The sequence below is a fragment of the Paenibacillus sp. P4_A7 genome (genome assembly GCF_056402455.1).
Genome location: NZ_JBFUHJ010000887.1, coordinates 1 through 735, shown reverse-complemented (window position 1 = coordinate 735; position 735 = coordinate 1). Strand labels below are relative to the sequence as shown.

Sequence of the window (735 nt, the reverse complement as noted above, 5' to 3'; positions counted from 1 at the left end):
CGCTAATGCCCGATGATTCTGTGATGGAAGCGATTCGTAAAATGTCGCTTCATCAAGTTGATTGCCTGCCGGTAATTGAGCCTCGTGAGGAGCAAGGCATGGACCCTGAAGTGACCGGATGGGTATCAAAATCGAATATTATTCGTCTGATGGCAGACATAACGACTGTTGKGGAATTGGGGGAGCCAGATTTATGACAGAGCAAATTATTTACGCATGCTCCGACGCTATCGGTGAGACAGCTGAAGCGGTTGCCAAGGCGACGTTGCGGCAGTTTTCATCCGAACGCGTGAAGGTTAAACGGTATGGGCATTTGAAGTCGGAGGATGAAATTGCTCGTATTGTTGCTGAAGCGGCAGCCAGTGGTGGATTTATAAGCTATACGCTGGTTCAGCCGGAGCTGCGGGAATCAATGAGGGAAGAAGCTTTGAAGGCAGGCGTTCGTGCGGTAGATGTGATGGGCCCTATGATGCAAGCCTATGTAGACACTTTTGGCAGCTTTCCTAAGCGTGAGCCTGGACTGCTTCACTCTATTGATGAGGAATATCATCGCCGAATGGAAGCGATTGAATTTGCAGTCAAATATGATGATGGCAAGGATGCTAGGGGGCTAGTGCAGGCACAGGTTATCCTTATTGGTGTATCGCGTACATCCAAAACTCCACTTAGTATATTTTTGTCCCATAAAGGTATTAAGACAGCGAATTTGCCTCTGATGCCAGAGGTTAATCCACC

Annotated in this window: 2 protein-coding genes; both read left to right on the top strand. The window is 48.1% G+C overall.

Annotation, left to right across the window (positions count from 1 at the left end; translation table 11 throughout):
- Positions 1-197, top strand: a 197-nt coding sequence (locus AC1DWN_RS34745) for a CBS domain-containing protein (protein WP_477563345.1), incomplete at its 5' end; no start/stop codon positions are given.
- Positions 194-735, top strand: a 542-nt coding sequence (locus AC1DWN_RS34740) for a pyruvate, water dikinase regulatory protein (protein WP_477563344.1), incomplete at its 3' end; no start/stop codon positions are given. The genes AC1DWN_RS34745 and AC1DWN_RS34740, both read left to right, overlap by 4 nt.